Source organism: Staphylococcus sp. EG-SA-14, from assembly GCF_017151935.1.
Taxonomy (GTDB): domain Bacteria; phylum Bacillota; class Bacilli; order Staphylococcales; family Staphylococcaceae; genus Staphylococcus; species Staphylococcus aureus.
On the sequence record NZ_JACVZM010000018.1, the window covers coordinates 14,548 to 29,794 of the forward strand.

General features: G+C 32.5%; 16 protein-coding genes. 12 read left to right on the plus strand and 4 right to left on the minus strand.

The window, feature by feature from the left end:
* Positions 1 to 76 precede the first annotated feature (76 nt).
* Genes IDG63_RS10565 through IDG63_RS10580 form a run of 4 tightly spaced genes read left to right on the plus strand, consistent with a single transcriptional unit; the run spans position 77 to position 4,201 of the window.
* Entirely contained in the window at positions 77 to 1,357 is a 1,281-nt protein-coding gene (locus IDG63_RS10565) for a homoserine dehydrogenase (protein ID WP_000735864.1), read from the plus strand.
* A gap of 5 nt (positions 1,358 to 1,362) precedes the next feature.
* Positions 1,363 to 2,424, plus strand: a complete 1,062-nt coding sequence (thrC, locus tag IDG63_RS10570; RefSeq protein ID WP_001255460.1) for a threonine synthase — start codon at positions 1,363 to 1,365, stop codon at positions 2,422 to 2,424.
* Between the two features lies 1 nt (position 2,425).
* Complete coding sequence (gene thrB / locus IDG63_RS10575; protein ID WP_000073181.1) at positions 2,426 to 3,340, plus strand: homoserine kinase; 915 nt, start codon at positions 2,426 to 2,428, stop codon at positions 3,338 to 3,340.
* Between the two features lie 57 nt (positions 3,341 to 3,397).
* Positions 3,398 to 4,201, plus strand: a complete 804-nt coding sequence (locus tag IDG63_RS10580) for a Cof-type HAD-IIB family hydrolase (RefSeq protein WP_000186310.1) — start codon at positions 3,398 to 3,400, stop codon at positions 4,199 to 4,201.
* Positions 4,202 to 4,493: 292 nt separating this feature from the next.
* Here the strand turns inward: IDG63_RS10580 and IDG63_RS10585 are convergent, their stop codons facing one another.
* From IDG63_RS10585 to IDG63_RS10595, 3 genes are all read right to left on the minus strand, one after another.
* Positions 4,494 to 4,808, minus strand: coding sequence for a hypothetical protein (locus IDG63_RS10585; RefSeq protein WP_000580201.1), 315 nt, complete (start codon positions 4,806 to 4,808; stop codon positions 4,494 to 4,496).
* Entirely contained in the window at positions 4,783 to 4,887 is a 105-nt protein-coding gene (locus tag IDG63_RS10590; protein ID WP_001791424.1) for a hypothetical protein, read from the minus strand. The genes IDG63_RS10585 and IDG63_RS10590 overlap by 26 nt, the downstream gene beginning before the upstream one ends.
* A gap of 138 nt (positions 4,888 to 5,025) precedes the next feature.
* Positions 5,026 to 6,480 carry an amino acid permease gene (locus IDG63_RS10595; RefSeq protein ID WP_000389958.1) on the minus strand — a complete coding sequence of 485 codons (1,455 nt, stop codon included), beginning with the start codon at positions 6,478 to 6,480 and terminating at the stop codon, positions 5,026 to 5,028.
* A 203-nt stretch (positions 6,481 to 6,683) separates the two neighbouring features.
* Between IDG63_RS10595 and IDG63_RS10600 the strand changes: the two genes are divergently transcribed.
* The 5 genes from IDG63_RS10600 to IDG63_RS10620 all read left to right on the plus strand — a co-directional run bounded on the left by IDG63_RS10600 (position 6,684) and on the right by IDG63_RS10620 (position 11,336).
* Positions 6,684 to 8,201 carry a catalase gene (locus tag IDG63_RS10600; RefSeq protein WP_000082539.1) on the plus strand — a complete coding sequence of 506 codons (1,518 nt, stop codon included), beginning with the start codon at positions 6,684 to 6,686 and terminating at the stop codon, positions 8,199 to 8,201.
* A gap of 90 nt (positions 8,202 to 8,291) precedes the next feature.
* Positions 8,292 to 8,441 carry a 50S ribosomal protein L33 gene (gene rpmG, locus IDG63_RS10605; protein WP_001265708.1) on the plus strand — a complete coding sequence of 50 codons (150 nt, stop codon included), beginning with the start codon at positions 8,292 to 8,294 and terminating at the stop codon, positions 8,439 to 8,441.
* 453 nt (positions 8,442 to 8,894) lie between these two features.
* Complete coding sequence (gene rpsN, locus IDG63_RS10610) at positions 8,895 to 9,164, plus strand: 30S ribosomal protein S14 (RefSeq protein WP_001085655.1); 270 nt, start codon at positions 8,895 to 8,897, stop codon at positions 9,162 to 9,164.
* Positions 9,165 to 9,320: 156 nt separating this feature from the next.
* On the plus strand, positions 9,321 to 10,298 hold the full coding sequence (gene guaC, locus IDG63_RS10615) for a GMP reductase (protein WP_000688122.1): 978 nt from the start codon (positions 9,321 to 9,323) through the stop codon (positions 10,296 to 10,298).
* 21 nt (positions 10,299 to 10,319) lie between these two features.
* Positions 10,320 to 11,336, plus strand: coding sequence for a CAP domain-containing protein (locus IDG63_RS10620; protein WP_168989892.1), 1,017 nt, complete (start codon positions 10,320 to 10,322; stop codon positions 11,334 to 11,336).
* Between the two features lie 379 nt (positions 11,337 to 11,715).
* On the opposite strand, the gene lexA is transcribed toward IDG63_RS10620, so the two are convergent.
* Positions 11,716 to 12,339, minus strand: coding sequence for a transcriptional repressor LexA (gene lexA, locus IDG63_RS10625; RefSeq protein WP_001208760.1), 624 nt, complete (start codon positions 12,337 to 12,339; stop codon positions 11,716 to 11,718).
* 142 nt (positions 12,340 to 12,481) lie between these two features.
* Between lexA and sosA the strand changes: the two genes are divergently transcribed.
* The 3 genes from sosA to tkt all read left to right on the plus strand — a co-directional run bounded on the left by sosA (position 12,482) and on the right by tkt (position 15,199).
* Entirely contained in the window at positions 12,482 to 12,715 is a 234-nt protein-coding gene (sosA, locus tag IDG63_RS10630; RefSeq protein WP_000499647.1) for a DNA damage-induced cell division inhibitor SosA, read from the plus strand.
* A 135-nt stretch (positions 12,716 to 12,850) separates the two neighbouring features.
* On the plus strand, positions 12,851 to 13,090 hold the full coding sequence (locus IDG63_RS10635) for a DUF896 domain-containing protein (RefSeq protein ID WP_000071351.1): 240 nt from the start codon (positions 12,851 to 12,853) through the stop codon (positions 13,088 to 13,090).
* Between the two features lie 120 nt (positions 13,091 to 13,210).
* On the plus strand, positions 13,211 to 15,199 hold the full coding sequence (gene tkt, locus IDG63_RS10640; RefSeq protein WP_000481443.1) for a transketolase: 1,989 nt from the start codon (positions 13,211 to 13,213) through the stop codon (positions 15,197 to 15,199).
* The last annotated feature ends 48 nt before the right edge of the window (positions 15,200 to 15,247 follow it).

Consider the following 15,247-nt stretch of genomic DNA (forward strand, 5'->3'; position numbering starts at 1 on the left):
TCTATACTATACTATCATCTAGTGTTTTTCAATAATACATTTGTTTTTCTCAAAAGCACAAACGGAGGTACATAAAATGAAAAAATTAAATATAGCATTATTAGGATTAGGTACTGTCGGATCTGGTGTTGTTAAAATCATCGAAGAGAACCGACAGCAAATTCAAGATACATTAAATAAAGATATTGTCATAAAGCATATTCTTGTTCGAGATAAATCTAAAAAGAGACCGCTAAATATTAGCCAATATCATTTAACTGAAGATGTTAATGAAATTTTAAATGATGATTCATTAGATATTATCGTTGAAGTCATGGGAGGAATTGAACCAACTGTAGATTGGTTAAGAACAGCACTTAAAAATAAAAAACATGTTATTACCGCAAATAAAGATTTATTAGCAGTACATCTTAAACTTTTAGAAGATTTAGCAGAAGAAAATGGTGTAGCTTTAAAGTTTGAAGCGAGTGTAGCAGGTGGTATTCCGATCGTAAATGCCATAAATAATGGTTTGAATGCGAATAATATTTCAAAATTTATGGGAATTTTAAATGGTACCTCTAATTTTATTTTATCTAAAATGACTAAAGAGCAAACGACATTTGAGGAAGCACTTGATGAAGCGAAAAGACTTGGTTTTGCTGAAGCGGATCCAACTGATGATGTAGAAGGGGTAGATGCAGCGCGTAAAGTTGTCATTACATCATATTTATCATTTAACCAAGTCATTAAATTAAACGACGTTAAACGAAGAGGAATTAGTGGCGTAACTTTAACTGATATTAATGTAGCCGATCAACTGGGGTATAAAATTAAATTGATTGGTAAGGGAATATATGAAAATGGCAAAGTTAATGCATCGGTAGAACCAACGTTAATTGATAAAAAGCATCAATTAGCAGCTGTAGAGGATGAATATAACGCGATTTATGTCATTGGTGATGCCGTTGGTGACACGATGTTTTATGGAAAAGGAGCAGGCAGTTTAGCAACAGGTAGTGCCGTTGTCAGTGATTTATTGAATGTAGCATTATTCTTTGAATCAGATTTACACACATTGCCACCACATTTTGAATTAAAGACAGATAAAACACGGGAAATGATGGATTCAGATGCAGAAATTAATATTAAAGAAAAATCCAATTTCTTTGTAGTAGTGAATCATGTCAAAGGTTCAATTGAAAATTTTGAAAATGAGTTAAAGGCAATATTACCATTTCACCGATCATTAAGAGTTGCAAATTACGATAATCAATCATATGCCGCTGTTATAGTTGGATTGGAATCATCACCGGAAGAATTAATCACTAAGCATGGATACGAAGTTGACAAAGTATACCCAGTAGAAGGAGTTTAATTATAATGAGAAGATGGCAAGGATTAGTAGAAGAGTTTAAAGCACATTTACCAGTAAATGAAAATACACCAAAATTAACATTGAACGAGGGAAATACACCACTCATTCATTGTGAAAATATGTCTAAAATACTAGGTATAGATTTATATGTGAAGTATGAAGGTGCCAATCCGACAGGTTCATTTAAAGATCGCGGTATGGTAATGGCTGTGACAAAAGCAAAAGAGCAAGGTAAGAAAATTGTAATATGCGCTTCGACTGGAAATACATCAGCGTCTGCAGCAGCATATGCAGCGAGAGCAGGTTTAAAAGCTATCGTCGTAATACCAGAAGGTAAAATTGCATTAGGTAAATTGTCGCAAGCAGTAATGTATGGTGCAGAAATCGTTTCTATTGAAGGAAACTTTGATGAAGCTTTAGAAATTGTAAAAGAAATTGCAAAAAGTGGCGAAATAGAGCTTGTAAACTCTGTCAATCCATTTAGAATCGAAGGGCAAAAGACAGGCTCATTTGAAATTGTACAACAATTAGACGGTGAAGCACCTGATATTTTAGCGATTCCTGTAGGTAATGCAGGTAATATTACTGCATATTGGAAAGGCTTTAAAGAATATCATGAAGCTAAAGGTTCACAATTGCCGAAAATGTTTGGCTTCCAAGCTGAAGGCGCATCACCAATTGTTCAAAATAAAGTCATTAAAAATCCTGAAACGATTGCAACTGCTATTCGAATTGGTAATCCTGCTAGTTGGGATAAGGCGACTAATGCTCTTAAAGAATCAAATGGATTAATAGATAGTGTTACTGATGATGAAATTCTAGAAGCATATCAGTTAATGACAACTAAAGAAGGTGTCTTTAGTGAACCAGCAAGTAATGCTTCTATTGCAGGTTTAATTAAATTGCATAGACAAGGTAAATTACCTCAAGGTAAAAAAGTAGTTGCTATTTTAACTGGTAATGGATTAAAAGATCCTGATACTGCTATTTCACTACTAGATAATCCGATAAAGCCATTGCCAAATGATAAAGATAGCATTATCGATTATATTAAAGGAGCTTTATAACATGTCGAATGTTTTGGAGTTAACAATTCCTGCATCAACAGCCAACCTTGGAGTTGGCTTTGATTCTATAGGTATGGCTTTAGATAAATTTTTGCATCTGTCTGTAAAGGAAACATCAGGGACAAAATGGGAATATATTTTCCATGATGATGCATCGAAGCAATTGCCGACTGACGAAACAAACTTTATTTATCATGTAGCACAACAAGTTGCTTCTAAATATAGTGTTGACTTGCCTAATTTATGTATCGAAATGAGAAGTGATATTCCATTGGCAAGAGGGTTAGGTTCGTCAGCTTCTGCTTTAGTAGGAGCTATATATATCGCAAATTATTTTGGTGATATCCAACTGTCTAAACATGAGGTATTACAATTAGCGACTGAAATCGAAGGACATCCTGATAATGTTGCGCCGACCATTTATGGTGGTTTAATCGCTGGATATTATAATGATGTCTCGAAAGAAACGTCAGTTGCACATATCGACATACCAGACGTGGATGTGATTGTAACGATACCAACTTATGAACTAAAAACAGAAGCATCAAGACGTGCTTTACCACAAAAATTAACACATAGTGAAGCGGTTAAAAGTAGTGCAATTAGTAATACAATGATTTGTGCATTAGCACAGCACAATTATGAATTAGCAGGTAAACTCATGCAACAAGATGGCTTTCATGAACCGTATCGTCAGCATTTAATTGCTGAATTTGATGAAGTGAAAACAATTGCTGGTCAACATAATGCCTATGCAACTGTAATTAGTGGTGCTGGACCAACTATTTTAATATTTAGTCGCAAAGAAAATAGTGGCGAATTAGTTCGCTCTTTAAATAGAAATGTAGTTACATGTCATTCTGAATTAGTAGATATTAATGTTAGTGGTGTTAAAGAACGAATTGTATACCAATAGACGCTTTATATTGTAAAATAGTATTAAATGCAGAATAGAGAGGAGATTTAATGCGATATGACAAATTATAAAGTTGTCGTTTTAGATATGGATGACACATTGCTAAATTCAGATAATGTGATATCAGAAGAAACTGCAAATTATTTAACAGCAATTCAAGATGAAGGTTATTATGTTGTTTTAGCATCTGGTAGACCTACTGAAGGTATGATTCCAACTGCTAGAGATTTAAAATTACCTGAACATCATAGCTATATTATTAGTTATAACGGTAGTAAAACGATTAACATGACTAATGAAGAAGTAGAAGTAAGTAAATCGATTGGTAAGCAAGATTTCGATGAAATTGTAGATTATTGTCGAGACAGAGGCTTTTTCGTTCTTACATATCATGATGGTCAAATTATTTACGACAGCGAACATGAGTATATGAATATTGAAGCAGAATTAACAGGTTTACCGATGAAACGTGTTGATGATATCAAAGCGTATATTCAAGGCGATGTACCCAAGGTCATGGGTGTAGATTATGTAGCGAATATTACAGAAGCTAGAATTGATTTGAATGGTGTGTTCAATGATAATGTAGATGCTACGACAAGTAAGCCATTCTTCTTAGAATTTATGGCCAAAGATGTTTCAAAAGGTAATGCAATTAAAGCGTTATGTCACAAATTGGGGTATTCGGTGGATCAAGTCATTGCTTTTGGTGATAGTATGAATGATAAATCAATGTTTGAAGTCGCAGGTCTAGCTATTGCTATGGGGAATGCATCAGATGAACTTAAGCAATATGCAGATGAAGTTACGTTGAATCATAATGAAAATGGTATTCCACATGCGCTCAAAAAATTGTTATAAATTTTAAAATAAGCCTTAACACATGATATTTGAATAAGATATCTTGTGGTTGAGGCTTTTTATTTATGTGAAAATGACTTCAGTTATACTATGGAGGATTTGAAATACATATTTTAGATTAGTAATGATATCAAACGAATAGAGTAAATGTATATTTTTGAATAAATCAAGTATTAACTAGTCACGGAAGGTAGATAAATAAATTTGAATCATTCTGAATAATAACGAATGTATTAAAAAATGCAGTGACAATCTAACATTAATTGTTAAAATCACTGCAAGCATCTTGATTTTATTTAGCCGTTTGTGTCCAGTCATGCTTCCCTCTGAAGCGTTTTACATGAGCATATATTTGGTCAGCAGTATAATCTAAATTTGTATAAACTGTAATACTGAACGCTGATTGGTTTTCAGCAAATGATTCTTCGGAAAATAATTCCTTTAAGTGCGTAAATAAATCATTCATTTGTTTATGGTTTAAACCGGGATATTCCCTTAAAGTTCTCTTTAATAATTGTCCGTTCTTTTCTTCTAATGCTTGAACTACAATAACAAATCTTTCATCTTGCTTTAGTACATCATCAAATAAATTTGTTTGTCCAATCATTGAATTTCACCCCTGAAAAGTTATTGTTATCTATATTATACACGATATGCAAAATATCTAAAATAAAGAATGGTAACATGGTAATAATAAAATATAAACAGAATACTAGTTAATACACTTTATACTAGAAAAAGATATTAAAGTATATCTGCTTTACACCATTAAAAAGCGGCAAATGCTATAGATAATCTAAAGCATCTGCCGTATGAGAATTTATTTATTTTTGATTGTCATAATCGTGTGTTTTTAAATTAATTGTTTCTAGCTTTACAAATTTTGTTTTGTGAATGATTTTATGAATAAAGTAAATCAACGCTAGAATGATTAAAGGTAAAAAGTTTTTAAAAGCATTTAACCATTGATCTTTTAAAATATATTCAACTGAGCCACCAAATAGCAAGAATAATAGTGTAGTGATGACAATGATTGGTCCTAATGGATAAAAAGGTGCTTTATATGGTAGGACCTTATTAGGGTCTTGACCTTGTTTTTTAATAGCTTGTCGCAATCGTATTTGTGACCAAATGCTTGATCCCCAAACAACTATAATCATTGAACCAATAATTTCAAGTAAATTAAAAACGGCATTTGAATTAAAGTTTGCATAAATAATAACAATAACAACGACTGCATAAGTAGTTAATAATGCTCTTAAAGGTAACTTAGTTGTCTTGTTTAATTTACTTAAAAATTGGGGTGCTTTTTTGTCTGAACTTAAGGAATACAACATTCTGCCTGTTGTATAAACACCTGAATTTGCAGCGGATAATAATGAAGTTAAAATAACCGCGTTGATTACTGATGCTGCAAAGGCTATGCCTACTCTATCGAATACAATTGTAAATGGGCTTTGACTTATTGAACTACTTGCTCTTAATAATGATGGATCTGTGTACGGAATAATTGCACCAATTACTGCAATTGATAAGACATAGAATAAAAGAATACGCCAAAATACTTGTTTAATTGCCTTAGGCATAGACTTTTTAGGGTCATCTGATTCACCAGCAGTTACTGCTACTACTTCTGTACCACCAACCGAAAATCCGGCGACTAATAATACGCCTAAGAAACCAGAGATACCACCAACAAACGGTGCTTGGCCTTTTGTATAGTTTTCAAATCCATATGTATGACCACCTAAGATACCGAAAATCATTAAAAAGCCAAAAATAACGAATACGATAATTGTTAACACTTTAATCAATGATAACCAAAACTCAGTTTCTCCAAATGATTTTACAGAAAAAATGTTTAATAATAGTAAAATTGTAATAAAGATTAAGCTCCAAGTAATGGGGTGGAAAAATTTAAATGTGTCCCAGAAATAAAGCACATTTGACGCTACTATGACATCAACACTTGTAACTAATGACCACAATGCCCAATACAACCATCCCATGGTAAAGCCAAGAGATGAGTCAATAAAGCGTGTTGAATAAGAGCTGAATGAACCTGATACTGGATAAAATGTTGCCAACTCTCCAATTGATGACATTAAGAAATATAGCATGACACCAATAACAAGATAAGCGAGTATAGCGCCTCCAGGACCAGCTTGAGAAATGATATTACCAGTAGCTACAAATAGACCAGTCCCAATTGCACCACCTATAGCAATCATGGAAATGTGTCTTGAGTTAAGACTACGGTTCATTTTATTATCTTCCATATTTAGTCTCCCATCTATTTAAATATACCCATTATTGTAAGCTTTTTAAGTGTACTATTCAATAACTATTTAGTACTGTAAAGCGAAAAAATTAAAATTTTCTGATTTTTTAATCATCTTGAGCATGTTTAATTGTAATTTTGATGGGGTTAAATTATAATATGTATTAAATTATAATTATTATAAATTGTGGAGGGATGACTATGTCACAACAAGACAAAAAGTTAACTGGTGTTTTTGGGCATCCAGTATCAGACCGAGAAAATAGTATGACAGCAGGGCCTAGGGGACCTCTTTTAATGCAAGATATTTACTTTTTAGAGCAAATGTCTCAATTTGATAGAGAAGTAATACCAGAACGTCGAATGCATGCCAAAGGTTCTGGTGCATTTGGGACATTTACTGTAACTAAAGATATAACAAAATATACGAATGCTAAAATATTCTCTGAAATAGGTAAGCAAACCGAAATGTTTGCCCGTTTCTCTACTGTAGCAGGAGAACGTGGTGCTGCTGATGCGGAGCGTGACATTCGAGGATTTGCGTTAAAGTTCTACACTGAAGAAGGGAACTGGGATTTAGTAGGGAATAACACACCAGTATTCTTCTTTAGAGATCCAAAGTTATTTGTTAGTTTAAATCGTGCGGTGAAACGAGATCCTAGAACAAATATGAGAGATGCACAAAATAACTGGGATTTCTGGACGGGTCTTCCAGAAGCATTGCACCAAGTAACGATCTTAATGTCAGATAGAGGGATTCCTAAAGATTTACGTCATATGCATGGGTTCGGTTCTCACACATACTCTATGTATAATGATTCTGGTGAACGTGTTTGGGTTAAATTCCATTTTAGAACGCAACAAGGTATTGAAAACTTAACTGATGAAGAAGCTGCTGAAATTATAGCTACAGATCGTGATTCATCTCAACGCGATTTATTCGAAGCCATTGAAAAAGGTGATTATCCAAAATGGACAATGTATATTCAAGTAATGACTGAGGAACAAGCTAAAAACCATAAAGATAATCCATTTGATTTAACAAAAGTATGGTATCACGATGAGTATCCTCTAATTGAAGTTGGAGAGTTTGAATTAAATAGAAATCCAGATAATTACTTTATGGATGTTGAACAAGCTGCGTTTGCACCAACTAATATTATTCCAGGATTAGATTTTTCTCCAGACAAAATGCTGCAAGGGCGTTTATTCTCATATGGCGATGCGCAAAGATATCGATTAGGAGTTAATCATTGGCAGATTCCTGTAAACCAACCTAAAGGTGTTGGTATTGAAAATATTTGTCCTTTTAGTAGAGATGGTCAAATGCGCGTAGTTGACAATAATCAAGGTGGAGGAACACATTATTATCCAAATAACCATGGTAAATTTGATTCTCAACCTGAATATAAAAAGCCACCATTCCCAACTGATGGATATGGCTATGAATATAATCAACGTCAAGATGATGATAATTATTTTGAACAACCAGGTAAATTGTTTAGATTACAATCAGAGGACGCTAAAGAAAGAATTTTTACAAATACAGCAAATGCAATGGAAGGCGTAACGGATGATGTTAAACGACGTCATATTCGTCATTGTTACAAAGCTGACCCAGAATATGGTAAAGGTGTTGCAAAAGCATTAGGTATTGATATAAATTCTATTGATCTTGAAACTGAAAATGATGAAACATACGAAAACTTTGAAAAATAAATTTGATATGTAGTTTCTATATTGCGTAGTTGAGCAGTTTATGATATCATAATAAATCGTAAAGATTCCTAACAAGAGAGGGTGTTTAACGTGCGCGTAAACGTAACATTAGCATGCACAGAATGTGGCGATCGTAACTATATCACTACTAAAAATAAACGTAATAATCCTGAGCGTATTGAAATGAAAAAATATTGCCCAAGATTAAACAAATATACGTTACATCGTGAAACTAAGTAATTCTTATCATTCAAATACGACGATTTGAAAATAAAGCGGGCTTACCTATTATATTGGGGAGCTCGCTTTTTTATGAAATTTTTGTGAAGAGTGATTAATGGATTGAGTTTCATCGGTAGAACAATATATGATTGTATTAGTTGTTACTTTATTAAAATTTGAGAATATTTATAGAAGGAAATAGATTACTGATTTTATAAAGTCACTTTGTTAGCGAATGCTTGAAAGAGTATTTAATATAGTAGAATTTAAAATTTCAAAGCGGAATTTAATAAGTACGAAGTAATTCTGGGTATGTTTTATAAATGTTCGATAATACACTTTAATCTTAAATATGATGGTTTAGAAAATGATTTAACAAAGAAATGAAACTTTACTGTTGAATTATGTGAGGATTGTGTTATTATATAAATCGTAATAATTACGATTTGATAAAAAGTGAGGTAACTATATATGGCTAAGAAATCTAAAATAGCAAAAGAGAGAAAAAGAGAAGAGTTAGTAAATAAATATTACGAATTACGTAAAGAGTTAAAAGCAAAAGGTGATTACGAAGCGTTAAGAAAATTACCAAGAGATTCATCACCTACACGTTTAACTAGAAGATGTAAAGTAACTGGAAGACCTAGAGGTGTATTACGTAAATTTGAAATGTCTCGTATTGCGTTTAGAGAACATGCGCACAAAGGACAAATTCCAGGTGTTAAAAAATCAAGTTGGTAAAATCAAATTTCGTACTTTAGCCCATTTACAATATCAATAAAACAATGTACAGTATATACGAATGCTATAAACTGAATGTTTTCTCATATTAATAAGGAAACATTCGGTTTTTAATTTGCATTTAAAAATAATTAGTTTTTAAAGGGGCTATTTAAAGTGAAAATATTTGATTACGAAGATATTCAATTAATACCTAATAAATGCATAGTTGAAAGTAGGTCTGAATGTGATACAACTATCCAATTTGGTCCGAAAAAATTCAAGCTACCTGTAGTTCCTGCAAATATGCAAACAGTTATGAATGAGAAATTAGCGAAATGGTTTGCTGAAAATGATTACTTTTATATCATGCATCGTTTTGATGAAGAAGCAAGAATACCTTTTATAAAACATATGCAAAATTCAGGCTTATTTGCATCTATTTCAGTTGGTGTAAAGAAAGCGGAATTTGATTTTATTGAAAAGTTAGCTCAAGAAAAATTAATCCCCGAATATATTACAATAGATATTGCGCATGGTCACTCAGATTCAGTGATAAACATGATTAAACATATAAAAAACCATATACCTGATAGTTTTGTTATTGCTGGTAATGTTGGCACGCCAGAAGGTGTTAGAGAATTAGAAAATGCTGGTGCTGATGCTACCAAAGTCGGTATAGGTCCTGGTAGAGTTTGTATTACAAAGATTAAAACAGGTTTTGGTACTGGTGGTTGGCAGTTAGCGGCATTAAACATATGTAGTAAAGCAGCTCGTAAACCTTTGATTGCCGATGGTGGTATAAGAACGCATGGCGACATTGCTAAATCAATTAGATTTGGTGCATCAATGGTCATGATTGGTTCATTATTTGCCGCACACGAAGAATCACCTGGTGAAACTGTAGAACTTGATGGTAAACAGTATAAAGAATATTTTGGTAGTGCATCTGAATTTCAAAAAGGCGAACATAAAAATGTAGAAGGTAAAAAAATGTTTGTAGAACATAAGGGTTCATTAATGGATACCTTAAAAGAAATGCAACAAGATTTACAAAGCTCAATTTCATATGCCGGTGGAAAAGACTTGAAATCATTACGTACTGTAGATTATGTTATTGTTAGAAACTCTATTTTCAACGGTGATAGAGATTAATATTTATAGTAGGTGATGTAAATTAAAAAATTCATAGTAACTGTTGTTGCGTTTTTATCAATTACTATCATTGCGCCAATAACAGAATTTAAACCATTCATTCATTTACAAAATGAAGTAAGACAATATATTGACATTCACATCAATAAAGAAACAATTTCTGCGGAAAATAAATTGGATACACCGAAGAAACAACAATTTGCCTTTAATAATATACAAATGAACATGTCGAAATCAGATGTTGAGAAAACATTAAATAAACCAAAAAGAGTGACATTTAATGAATATGGTACGAAGTGGTATACGTATTATGATGACGATTACAATAATTTTATAATGATAAGTTACATGAAAGATAAAGTTAATGCGTTATATACAAATCAAAATATAATCACTTCAAAATCAAAAATTAAATACAATACACCTAAATCGGTTGTAAGGCAAAGATTAGGCGAACCAGAAACAGAGATTGTTAAAGGTAGAGTGCGTTACGAACAAAATAATAAAGAATATGATGTTTTCCATAAAAATCACATTTATACGACGGTATTTTATGATAAGCATCGACGTAATAATGTAACAGCTGTTTTACAAGTAAGTGATGCTATGGAAAATAGATTAAAAGAACAATATGGAGCACCTTCGAAATCGCTTGCAGATAGTTTTGAACTACAAAATTTTGATTTAGTTAATGCTGAAAGAAAACAACATCAATTATTTACATTGAAGTATTCTAAACAGAATTCTGAAACTGCACGTAAGCATAGTAAAGATATGGCCAACAATCATTATTTTGATCATACAAATTTAAAAGGTCAATCACCATTTGATCGATTGAAAAAAGATGGTATTACATTTAACTCAGCCGGAGAGAATTTAGCATATGGTCAAGTTAGTAGTATCTATGCACATCAAGGATTAATGAATTCTATTGGTCACAGAAAAAATATTTTAAATGATACGTTTAAAATATTAGGTGTTGGTGTTGATTTTAATGATGAAAAACAACCTTTTTGGACAGAAAATTATACTGGTTAATGTTTTTGGCATGAGATTAAAGGGTAATGTTTGTCTGTAAGGAAGTAGATAAACATGATGACAACAGATAAACCAAAAGATGCGGATATACTTGAACGCGTCAAAGATATACTTAATAAAAAAGAAAGAAAAAAATAATAATGGCTCGCTCCTGTAAATTATTACGGGGGCGAGTTTTAATTTGTGTAACATTTTGCAGAAATCTGTAATTCAAAATTTATATTAAAGAATGAGATTATCTAACAATTCGCAATTTCTGTTTGAACTGAATTTAGATTAGAATAAATAAAACCTCTTGAAAACGTAACTTTTTCAAGAGGTCCAAAATTTATAAAAATGAGGGCTTAACAATTACGATAATATATAACGGTTTAAAATATTACATTTCGCGGTACAAACCAATTACTTTCCCAATTACAGCAACATTGTCTAGGTAAATTGGCTCCATTGTACTATTTTCAGGTTGTAATCGATAACGATTTTTTTCTTTATAGAAGCGTTTGACAGTTGCTTCATCTTCCTCAGTCATAGCAACAATAATGTCTCCATTTTCTGCTATGGTTTGACTGCGAACAATTACTTTGTCTCCGTCTAATATACCAGCCTCAATCATACTGTCGCCTACGACGTTTAATATGAATATGTCGCTATTGTGTGTCGATGTTAAGTGTTCAGGTAATGGAAAATATTCTTCAATATTTTCTACTGCGGTAATAGGAACACCTGCTGTGACTTTACCAATAACTGGCACATGAATCGTTTCTTCCATATTAATATTATCATTTGTTTGATCACTTACAATTTCTATAGCACGTGGTTTCGTTGGATCTCTTCTTATATAGCCTTTTTCTTCAAGACGTGAAAGGTGACCATGAACAGTTGAACTGGATGCTAAGCCAACTGCTTCACCAATTTCGCGAACACTAGGCGGATAACCTTTCGTTTGAACAACTTGTTTAATATAGTTATATATTTCGCTTTGTCGTTTTGTTAATTCTCTCATATATAGGCACTCCCTAAATTAATTTAAATACAGTATATCATTAATTTGAAACCAAAACAAACATTTGTTCGTTAAAATATTGACACAGAACATAAGTTCTGATAAATTACTAATACAAACAAATGTTCTAGGAGTGAAAATGATGTTTTACAATAAATATAAAAACGTATCAACATATATCATCATATTTTTAGTTTCAAGTGCAGCCTTTGCAATATTCTTGTTAAGTGCGAACATTAGTGCTCACTCGGAACAAGTGTACGAAATGACTGACCATCAAATTAAGAACAATACGATAAATAAAGCATACGAACATAAAGACCCTACAAACAATAGCGAACAAAGAGATGGGAAAGTGTTCGCTTTAATAAATTGATACATTGTCACAACGTTATTTTGCCTATTTTTGCGAAATAGCGTTTTTTATTACTTTTTTGCTGATCTTAAATTTGTTATATTTTGTTAAAGTATTATAATGATTGAATAAACAAATTGAAGGTAGGTTTTTTAATTGAGTAATTCTGATTTGAATATCGAAAGAATTAACGAGTTAGCTAAAAAGAAAAAAGAAGTAGGATTAACTCAAGAAGAAGCAAAGGAGCAAACAGCCTTAAGAAAAGCTTATCTTGAGAGTTTTAGAAAAGGGTTTAAACAACAAATTGAAAATACTAAAGTAATTGATCCAGAAGGTAATGATGTAACACCTGAAAAAATTAAAGAGATACAACAAAAAAGAGATAATAAAAATTAAATCACAAATCTGTAAAGAATTTTCTGACATTATAACTTGAAATAAGTATTTTACTTATCTTTTTATTTTAAAATAAGTTATAATGTATTTGATAAAATTGAAGAAGGGAAGATACACAAGATGTTTAATGAAAAAGATCAATTAGCTGTTGATACGCTACGTGCACTAAGTATCGACACAATCGAAAAAGCGAATTCTGGTCATCCAGGATTACCTATGGGAGCTGCCCCAATGGCTTACACTTTGTGGACACGTCATCTGAATTTTAATCCACAATCTAAAGATTACTTCAATAGAGACCGTTTCGTATTATCTGCAGGGCATGGTTCAGCATTATTGTATAGCTTGTTACATGTTTCTGGTAGTTTAGAATTAGAAGAATTAAAGCAATTTAGACAATGGGGTTCTAAAACACCAGGTCATCCTGAATACAGACATACAGATGGTGTAGAAGTTACTACCGGACCACTTGGACAAGGTTTTGCTATGTCAGTAGGATTAGCTTTAGCAGAAGATCACCTAGCAGGGAAATTTAATAAAGAAGGATATAATGTTGTAGATCATTACACATATGTATTAGCTTCTGACGGTGATTTAATGGAAGGTATATCGCATGAAGCAGCTTCATTTGCTGGACATAATAAATTAAGTAAATTAGTTGTTTTATACGATTCAAATGATATTTCATTAGATGGCGAATTAAACAAAGCTTTTTCTGAAAACACAAAAGCTCGTTTTGAAGCATATGGTTGGAATTACTTACTAGTTAAAGATGGTAATGATTTAGAAGAAATTGATAAAGCGATTACTACAGCTAAATCTCAAGAAGGACCAACGATTATTGAAGTTAAAACAACAATCGGATTTGGTTCACCGAATAAAGCAGGAACTAATGGTGTTCATGGGGCACCTTTAGGTGAAGTTGAAAGAAAATTAACATTCGAAAATTACGGTTTAGATCCTGAAAAACGTTTTAATGTTTCAGAAGAGGTATACGAAATTTTCCAAAATACTATGTTAAAACGTGCTAATGAAGATGAATCTCAATGGAATTCATTATTAGAAAAATATGCAGAAACATATCCTGAATTAGCAGAAGAATTTAAATTAGCGATTAGTGGTAAATTGCCTAAAAATTATAAGGATGAATTACCACGTTTTGAACTGGGTCATAATGGTGCATCTCGTGCTGATTCTGGTACTGTTATTCAAGCAATCAGTAAAACTGTCCCTTCATTCTTTGGTGGATCAGCAGACCTTGCTGGTTCAAACAAATCCAATGTAAATGATGCAACAGATTATAGTTCTGAAACACCTGAAGGTAAAAATGTGTGGTTTGGTGTACGTGAATTTGCTATGGGTGCTGCTGTAAATGGTATGGCTGCACATGGAGGTTTACATCCATATGGTGCAACATTCTTCGTATTTAGTGATTATTTAAAACCAGCGTTACGTTTATCATCAATTATGGGATTAAATGCAACGTTCATCTTCACACATGATTCAATTGCAGTAGGTGAAGATGGTCCTACTCATGAACCAATTGAACAATTAGCTGGATTAAGAGCTATTCCAAATATGAATGTTATCCGTCCTGCTGATGGTAATGAAACAAGAGTAGCATGGGAAGTTGCCTTAGAATCTGAATCTACACCTACTTCATTAGTATTGACACGTCAAAACTTACCGGTTTTAGATGTACCAGAAGATGTAGTTGAAGAAGGCGTTCGAAAAGGTGCCTATACAGTTTATGGCTCTGAAGAGACACCAGAATTCCTATTATTAGCTTCAGGTTCAGAAGTTAGTCTTGCAGTTGAAGCTGCTAAAGATCTTGAAAAACAAGGTAAATCAGTGCGTGTTGTTTCAATGCCTAACTGGAATGCATTTGAACAACAATCTGAAGAATATAAAGAATCAGTTATTCCATCAAGCGTAACAAAACGTGTTGCGATTGAAATGGCTTCACCGCTTGGATGGCATAAATATGTAGGTACTGCAGGTAAAGTTATTGCTATTGACGGCTTTGGCGCAAGTGCACCTGGCGATTTAGTAGTTGAAAAATATGGATTTACTAAAGAAAATATCTTAAACCAAGTTATGAGCTTATAAGAATAATTTATAAAGCGAGTATGTTTAGAAGTCTAGGATGCATAATCT

Bases quoted from the DNA above. Each gene is read 5' to 3' on its own strand.
- IDG63_RS10565 (WP_000735864.1), top strand. From the start codon at position 77: ATGAAAAAATTAAATATAGCATTATTAGGATTAGGTACTGTCGGATCT.
- thrC (WP_001255460.1), top strand. From the start codon at position 1,363: ATGAGAAGATGGCAAGGATTAGTAGAAGAGTTTAAAGCACATTTACCA.
- thrB (WP_000073181.1), top strand. From the start codon at position 2,426: ATGTCGAATGTTTTGGAGTTAACAATTCCTGCATCAACAGCCAACCTT.
- IDG63_RS10580 (WP_000186310.1), top strand. From the start codon at position 3,398: ATGACAAATTATAAAGTTGTCGTTTTAGATATGGATGACACATTGCTA.
- IDG63_RS10585 (WP_000580201.1), bottom strand. From the start codon at position 4,808: ATGATTGGACAAACAAATTTATTTGATGATGTACTAAAGCAAGATGAA.
- IDG63_RS10590 (WP_001791424.1), bottom strand. From the start codon at position 4,887: ATGTTACCATTCTTTATTTTAGATATTTTGCATATCGTGTATAATATA.
- IDG63_RS10595 (WP_000389958.1), bottom strand. From the start codon at position 6,480: ATGGAAGATAATAAAATGAACCGTAGTCTTAACTCAAGACACATTTCC.
- IDG63_RS10600 (WP_000082539.1), top strand. From the start codon at position 6,684: ATGTCACAACAAGACAAAAAGTTAACTGGTGTTTTTGGGCATCCAGTA.
- rpsN (WP_001085655.1), top strand. From the start codon at position 8,895: ATGGCTAAGAAATCTAAAATAGCAAAAGAGAGAAAAAGAGAAGAGTTA.
- lexA (WP_001208760.1), bottom strand. From the start codon at position 12,339: ATGAGAGAATTAACAAAACGACAAAGCGAAATATATAACTATATTAAA.
- sosA (WP_000499647.1), top strand. From the start codon at position 12,482: ATGTTTTACAATAAATATAAAAACGTATCAACATATATCATCATATTT.
- tkt (WP_000481443.1), top strand. From the start codon at position 13,211: ATGTTTAATGAAAAAGATCAATTAGCTGTTGATACGCTACGTGCACTA.